7 protein-coding genes are annotated in these 7,025 nt (G+C 59.6%); 4 read left to right on the top strand and 3 right to left on the bottom strand.

Features of this window, described 5'->3' with window-relative positions:
* Nucleotides 1–503: 503 nt before the first annotated feature.
* Nucleotides 504–1,337: a MurR/RpiR family transcriptional regulator gene (locus tag NUW23_14490; protein MCR4427368.1), complete on the bottom strand. Its 834-nt coding sequence runs from the start codon at nucleotides 1,335–1,337 to the stop codon at nucleotides 504–506.
* A gap of 294 nt (nucleotides 1,338–1,631) precedes the next feature.
* Between NUW23_14490 and NUW23_14485 the strand changes: the two genes are divergently transcribed.
* The 4 genes from NUW23_14485 (at nucleotide 1,632) to NUW23_14470 (ending at nucleotide 5,331) form a co-directional block, all read left to right on the top strand.
* Nucleotides 1,632–2,618: a C4-dicarboxylate TRAP transporter substrate-binding protein gene (locus NUW23_14485; GenBank protein ID MCR4427367.1), complete on the top strand. Its 987-nt coding sequence runs from the start codon at nucleotides 1,632–1,634 to the stop codon at nucleotides 2,616–2,618.
* 136 nt (nucleotides 2,619–2,754) lie between these two features.
* On the top strand, nucleotides 2,755–3,282 hold the full coding sequence (locus NUW23_14480) for a TRAP transporter small permease (protein ID MCR4427366.1): 528 nt from the start codon (nucleotides 2,755–2,757) through the stop codon (nucleotides 3,280–3,282).
* Between the two features lie 21 nt (nucleotides 3,283–3,303).
* On the top strand, nucleotides 3,304–4,584 hold the full coding sequence (locus NUW23_14475; protein ID MCR4427365.1) for a TRAP transporter large permease subunit: 1,281 nt from the start codon (nucleotides 3,304–3,306) through the stop codon (nucleotides 4,582–4,584).
* A gap of 15 nt (nucleotides 4,585–4,599) precedes the next feature.
* Complete coding sequence (locus tag NUW23_14470) at nucleotides 4,600–5,331, top strand: SDR family oxidoreductase (protein MCR4427364.1); 732 nt, start codon at nucleotides 4,600–4,602, stop codon at nucleotides 5,329–5,331.
* A 246-nt stretch (nucleotides 5,332–5,577) separates the two neighbouring features.
* Here NUW23_14470 and NUW23_14465 read toward each other — a convergent pair whose 3' ends face one another.
* Together NUW23_14465 and NUW23_14460 are read right to left on the bottom strand one after the other, a co-directional pair.
* Nucleotides 5,578–5,772 carry a hypothetical protein gene (locus tag NUW23_14465; GenBank protein MCR4427363.1) on the bottom strand — a complete coding sequence of 65 codons (195 nt, stop codon included), beginning with the start codon at nucleotides 5,770–5,772 and terminating at the stop codon, nucleotides 5,578–5,580.
* 882 nt (nucleotides 5,773–6,654) lie between these two features.
* A partial coding sequence (locus NUW23_14460; GenBank protein ID MCR4427362.1) for a transposase occupies nucleotides 6,655–7,025 on the bottom strand: 371 nt, incomplete at its 5' end.

The following is a 7,025-nucleotide window of genomic DNA, read 5'->3' as shown; positions in this document are numbered from 1 at the left end:
TGGCATTGGCATGGGCAATCCCTCCCTTCAGCTGGCAGCCATTATACCAGCTAGAGAGGCCCATGTGAGCAGGGAACTGTTCACTGCCGGGTTGCTTACCTATAGATCATCGCCGCCGTAGGTTATGGAGCATATTTCCCCTGGTCGGTTCCGGCGCTCTACAGCGGGGTAGCGGGGACGGATAAGATGAATCTCGGAACTGCAAGTTACGCCATTCTCTGCCTGGCCAGTCCTGCTGGGCTATTGGGCACGTACGCCTGGTGGCGTTTCGCCGATCAGACCTGAACCGCCGCGCACGAGGCGCATTCCCATGCCCCAGCCTTCGATCTGTCTCGCATCATCGATCCCCAACGGAGTTATTGGCTCTGGGGTTCATTGTGTCCCACGTATTTACGTCGACGACCGCGCTGAGTGGCATCCGTCGGCGAAAGGCATGGTCTCCGCGGTAGCCCGGCAGGTTGACGGTGAGGCGACATGCGCCAAGTCTCACTCCCGGGTGCGGCTCAATACCTCTTGTTGACCAGTGCCCGCCGTGTCTTCTCCAGGTTTTCCACGGCGATGCTCTTGCGGCGCAGGGCAACCCCGACGGTGAGCGCGTCGATCACCGAGAGCTGCGCGATGCGCGAGGCAACCGCTTCCGGCTTGAACTCCTGTTCCCGGGTGTGGCACCAGAGCTTGATGTCGGCCACGGCAGCCACAGGGCAGACCCGGCGGCCGATGATGGCCACGGTGACGGCGCCGGCCTCCCTGGCGATGCGCAGAGACTCTACGATATCCTTGGTAGCCCCCGAGTGGGAGATGGCTACAGCTACGTCGTCTGCCTGGAGGAGCGCCGCGGACATGGCTTGCATGTGCGGATCGGTCAGAGCGGCGCAGGGGATGCCCAAGCGGAAGAACTTGTGGTAGGCGTCCAGTGCCACTACACCCGAGGCAGCCATCCCGTAGAACTCGATTCTGCCGGCTTTGGCCAGAGCATCGATCGCCCTCCCCACCTCTACGGGGTCGAGCACCTGCAGGGTCTGGGCGAGGGCGTCGGTGTTGGCGGCGAAGACCCGGCGGACCAGTGAGGCGGGGTCATCACCGCCTTCTGCCGCTTCATGGATAGTCCTTTCGCGGGGTACCAGCTGCCGGGCGAGTTCGATCTTGAACTCCTGGTAGCCGCGCAGACCGAGCGACCGGCAGAACCGGATGACGGTCGGATCGCTGGTGCCGGTCCGGTCCGCCAGCTCGGACACTGAAAGGTAAAGGACCTCCTCAAGGTGTTCGAGAGTGAACTCCGCCACCCGTCTCTCGGATCTCCGCAGCGTGTCGAGTCTCTCTTGAATCAGACTGATCATCCGGGCTCCCTCCTGTTGCTGTAGTAGTGCTACAGGAAGGCTGGAATTCCTGCTAGATCGTTGGACCTGGCGCCGGGAGACATTTGGCCGTCGTTACGCGCGTGCACTTTCTTGGTTTTGATAGCAGGAATTGTCCCTGCCCGGGCGAATACGTAGTTGGACTACCGACTCACTATTCCGTCTAGACTGCGTTTTCAGTCGAAACCGCCAAGAAGAGGTGATTGCAATGTGACGGGAGTGTTGGGTTACCGGGGAGGAATAGCTGCTATCAGACGAATGAGGAGGTTACGAGTCATGAGAAGATTCCTGATCGTATGCCTACTCGCGCTGCTGGCCGCGGCTCTGTTCCTTCCGGCCGCGTACGCCAAGCAGCCGACCTACACTCTCCGCTTCAACCATGTGCTGGGCCCGAACCATCCGTACCACGCGGGCTTCCAGAAGTGGGCGCAGCGGGTGGCCGAGCGGACCAACGGCGATTTTCAGATTCTGGTGTTCCACAGTGCACAGCTGGGTGTGGAAGAGGACATCCTGGAGCAGATCCGCCAAGGCGTTCCGATAGGCCAGAACACCGACTCGGCCCGCATGGGGAACTACATTCCCGACATCGCCGTAATGAATGCCCCCTACTTTGTGGACAGCATCGAAGACGTGGTCAAGCTCAGCAAGCTGCCGACGGTGAAGACATGGACCGAACGGCTGGCCAAGCAGTACGGCTTCCAGGTGCTCTCGTTCCAGTGGGTTCAGGGATTCCGGCACTTCATGACCAATAAGCCGATCCGGAAGCCGGAGGACCTGAAGGGCCTGCGCATAAGGACCGCTCCGGCACCGATCTGGCAGGAGGGTGTCAGGTCCCTGGGCGCAACACCTGTCGCCATGGCCTTCGGCGAGATGTACACCGCTTTGCAGCAGGGAGCTATCGATGGGGTAGAACTGGTGTATGACAACATCATGGATGGAAGCCTGTACGAGGTCCTCAAGTATGTCGACGAGACCGGGCATTTCCTGCTCATCAACTTCATCGTGATCAGCTCCGACTGGTTCAACCGGCTCCCGAAGGAATACCAGAACATCCTCGTCGAGGAATGCAACAAAGCCGGCCTGGAGACCTCCTACCTTATCCAGGAGAACACGGACAAGGTCAGGAAGCAGGTTCAGGAGAAAGGCATGGTCATCATCAAGGACGTGGACGTAGCCGCCTTCAAGAAGGAGAGTGAAGCTGCGTACCGCAAGATGAACCTCCTTGAAGTCAGGGATCAGATCTACAAAGACCTGGGCAAGTGAAGGAGCCTGTAAACCGAATGGCCGTTGAACCGGCAGCCGACCCCCAGCCCGCCACCTCGATGGCGGACTGGGGGCTCAGCATATGAGGCACGCACTGGGGATGGGTCCCCCAGGCTTCGCCCGAGGGGAGTTGTCTATGGGTACAATCAGAAGGATCTACGGCCACATCTGCCGGATTGAAGAGATCATCGCTGGGCTTTTCTTAGTAACCATCCTTGTCCTCATCTTTGGCGCCGCGGTGGCCAGGGGCCTGCGGCACCCGCTCGCCTGGGCGATGGACATGGCCACCTTCCTGTTCGCCTGGGCGGTGTTCTTCAGCGCCGATGCCGCCATGCGGAATGACCGCCACGTAAACGTGGACTTGTTTGTCAGCCGGCTGCCGAAGAAGGTCCAGTTCTACATCGCTGTCCTCAATCACCTGATCATCGTGGCGTTCCTGGGCTTTCTCATCGCATATGGGGTTCGGATGTCTTACCTGACCAGGTTCCGGGCGTTCCAGGGCATCCCCGGCTTCAGCTACATGTGGGTCACCTTGAGCGTGCCGGTGGGCAGCTTTCTGCTCCTGATCAGCACGGTGCTCAAGATCGGACGGATCGTCGGGGATCATCGCCGTCAGTCCGCCGCCGAGAGCGCCGACGCCAAGACCCAGGCTCTACAGGCCTGATGCCGTCCAGGGGGGACAGACATGACGTGGGTTTTGGTTGTGTTCGCGGCTTTGCTAGTACTGGGGATGCCCGTCTCTTTCGCCATCGGCATCTCCGGGTTCATCTTCTTTGTGCAGCAGCCGAGTCTGCCTTTGACCATGCCGGTGCAGCGCGTCCTTTCCGAAACGCAGAACTTCGCGCTGCTCGCCATCCCTATGTTCATCTTCGCCGGCAACCTCATGAATGAGACCGGTATCACGAAGCGACTGGTGAAGTTCGCCACGGCGATGACCGGACATATGTACGGCGGCCTGGCGCAGGTAAGCGTGGTGCTGAGCACGCTCATGGGCGGAGTGTGCGGTTCAGCCATCGCGGATGCTTCCATGGAGGCCCGCATCCTTGGCCCGACGATGACCAAACGCGGCTATTCGCGGGCCTACTCGGCGGCGGTGCACGGTTTCACGGCCCTGATCGCCATCGCTATCCCGCCCAGCATCGGGCTCGTGCTGTACGGGACCATTGGCGAGGTTTCCATCGGGCGCCTGCTGGCCGGAGGAATCGGGCCGGGCCTCTTGATGTCGGCCCTGCTCATGATCACGGTGGCGATCACATCACGGCGGCGGCGTTATCTGCCGGAGAGGGAGAAGATGACCCCCCTGAGCGAGATCCTGCCGACCTTCGCCAACAGCATTTGGGCCATCCTCTTTCCGCTGCTGCTTCTGGTGACGCTGCGCTTCGGACTTCTAGTCCCGTCGGAAGCCGGGGCGGCGGCGGCCGTCTATGCGATGGTGGTTGGCCTGCTCGTCTACCGGGAGATGACGTGGGAAGGGTTCAAGCGTGCTATCAGTTTCACCATCATGGACATCGGCATGGTCATGTTTTTGATTGCACTCTCTTCCCTCATCAGCTACGCCATGACCTGGGAGATGGTGCCGCAGGCGCTGTCCCAACTTCTGCTCGGTATCAGCAGCAGCCCCAAGGTGATTGTCGGCATCATCCTCCTCTTTCTGTTGCTCCTGGGGATGTTCGTGGACTCGACGGTTATCATCCTCCTGCTCACGGCAATCCTCGTGCCGGCGGTGAAGCGGTTGGGTGTGGACCTGGTGTACTTTGGGGTGCTCATGGTCATAACCTGCGCTTTAGGGCTGCTCACCCCGCCGGTGGGCCTGGCGATGTACTCCGTCTGCTCCATCATGGAGTGCTCGGTGGGGAGTTTCGTTAGGGAAGGGTGGCCGTTCTTCTTGACAATCATCCTGGTTTTGCTGGCCATCTACCTCTTCCCCTCCATTGTGACGTTCATTCCCAACGCCATCTTCGGTTAGTGCGGAGGTGGGACCATGGAGAAGCAGGTGGCGATAGTCACAGGGGGCGTGGCCGGCATCGGTAGGGCCATCACCCTGGCGTTGGCGGAAGAAGGGTATCTAGTGGTAGCTTGCGATGTCAACGCAGAACGAGGGCAAGCGCTAGTGGCCGAGCACCCTGGGCGGGTAGTCTTCCAGTGCTGCAACGTGGCTGAGGAAAGCGATGTGCAGCGGGTGGTGGAGGAGGTTCAGGCGGCCTGCCAGAGGATAGACGCCCTGGTCAACAACGCCGGCATCATCCGTCGGCGAACCGGCGAGGAGATCAAGACCGCCGATTGGGACGCGGTCTTTGCCGTGAACGTGCGGGGTGCCTTTCTCTTCTGCAAGCACGTGGCAGACATCATGAAGCGGCAGAGAAGAGGCAAGATCGTCAACATCTCGTCCATTGCCGGCAAACTCGGCGACATCACCTCGGCGCCAGGCTACGGCCCGTCGAAGGCCGCTCTGGATGCCCTAACCAAGACCTTCGCCAGGGAGATGGCCCCTTACGGCGTGACGGTCAATGGGGTGGCTCCGCATGCCATCGCGACGGAGATGAGCGCCGAGTGGTCGGAGGAAAAGCGGAAGAGCATCGTCGAGGCCATACCTCTGAAAAGGCTGGGGAAGCCCGAGGAAGTGGCGGCTGCGGTACGATTTCTCCTCTCCCCGGGAGCCGATTTCATCACCGGCGAGATTATTGACGTCAACGGCGGCTTCCTCATGGACTAGCGTGATCTTGGCAGGGTGAGGCCAGATTATGATCCACTTCCACGGCGCGCCGTCGCCAAACACGATTGCCTCTGCTGCATTTCCTCCCCCACCGCGTGCCTGCGCCTCGGCCAAAAAGCAAACCCCAAACGCGTAAGGAGCCGCCTTGCGGCCTACACAGGTTATCTCGTTAGCAACGTCTTCATTGCTTCGGTGCGCTCTCGGCGGAGTTGTGACGTCGTAAACCGCCGACACCCTCATCTCCCGTCAGGCATCCTGCTCACGCATAATTGCTCCGTCTATTGCCACGTAAAGCCTCCCTGGCCTCGAGGCCGCGCTTAATCCGTCCCTGTTTGCGGTCTCTGCTTGCGCCTCAAGCTCCTGGCCCATGTCATCCCCGGTCTTCCCAGAAAGGATCTGCGCCTCCTTCGCGGGCACGCTGATCCCAGTAAGCCTCTCCATGATCTCCAAGGCTGACTCGAACGGCAACTGAGAGCATCAGTAGGTTATAGTCTCAATGACCTCGTACCTTGTCGTTGAAACGTCCCCAGGGTAGCTCCAGCTGCTCGTCAAGCAGTATGGGCACTATCAAGGCTACAAGATCAACATTTAGTTCCTCGAATGAGTAGTTCAATTGCATGGGGTTGGGCCTATGAGATGTCTAGAATACAACCACCGTGGCGGTGGCTGAGGCAATGGCACTCCAGAACGCAAGGACTGTGCCTAATTCTGTGTGACATAGTGAACGGGCTGTGATGTGCGGAGTTGCTGTCTGGTATGAGCTGATTGTACCGACGAAAAAAGGGATTTAGCCTCAGAGCGCCAATGAATGGAAGGATATCGATAAGTTCGGTGCTGACTGTACATCCCACAATCCACCTGACAAGGCGATTCATAGGAGGATGAGTGGCAATACAGCAACGCATTATGGCACTGATCCAAGCCACCGTCAGATAAGTACCTGCCTGGTTGATTGTGCTAGATCATGAACACTGGGTTGCATTAATGAACTAGGCCGTCGCGACGATGTATCAGCTTATGAACACCAGGCTACTGGGTGGGCGCATCAATGTGTCACCACTTGCAGAACAACTTGACAGGTTCCGACGATGGGCCTGTCGCTCGAAGCTGTGTCAACGGCAGTACCTTGGCCCGGCGGCCATCACGACCCCAACAGGTGGGGGCTATGGGGTTGCATGCGCTGGATTCGGACACGGCGGGGGTAATCAGCTGGACGCAGCCGCGCTATCGGTACCCCCCGACCACCAAGGGAACAGAATGCGGTGAGGAAGAGGTTGTCCCGATCATCGTGGAATTTCACGTAGCGCACCCCCGCTTGATTTTTCATGCGTTTGCTGCCTTGCCCGTGGTAGCGTTGAGAACGTTGCCCTTAAGACGCATCCTCAGGAGCGGTAGCTCCCGGTAACCTGCCACGCGTCGGAACCTGCGCTCTGCTTCCTTGAGCCCTGCCAGCGTCCACCTTAAGACCTGGTTTCCACTCCGCCGCCTCTTGACCCTACGTGCGGCGGTCCTTGCCATTTCTATGGCAGACTCGATGGGATTGGTCGAACGTAGTGTCCGCCGCAGAGCACCCTGCAGCATGAGGCGGTTAATTGTTATCGTCTCCTCCAGGCCCTCGCGCAGGCTTGCCGCAGCCCCAGGGTAGTCCTTCTCCAGGGAATCTGCCAGGGCCTTAAGTGCCTTCTCTGCCCTGT

This window comes from Bacillota bacterium, from assembly GCA_024655925.1.
GTDB lineage: Bacteria > Bacillota > DTU025 > DTU025 > JANLFS01 > JANLFS01.
This window is presented reverse-complemented; position numbering and strand designations above follow the sequence as displayed.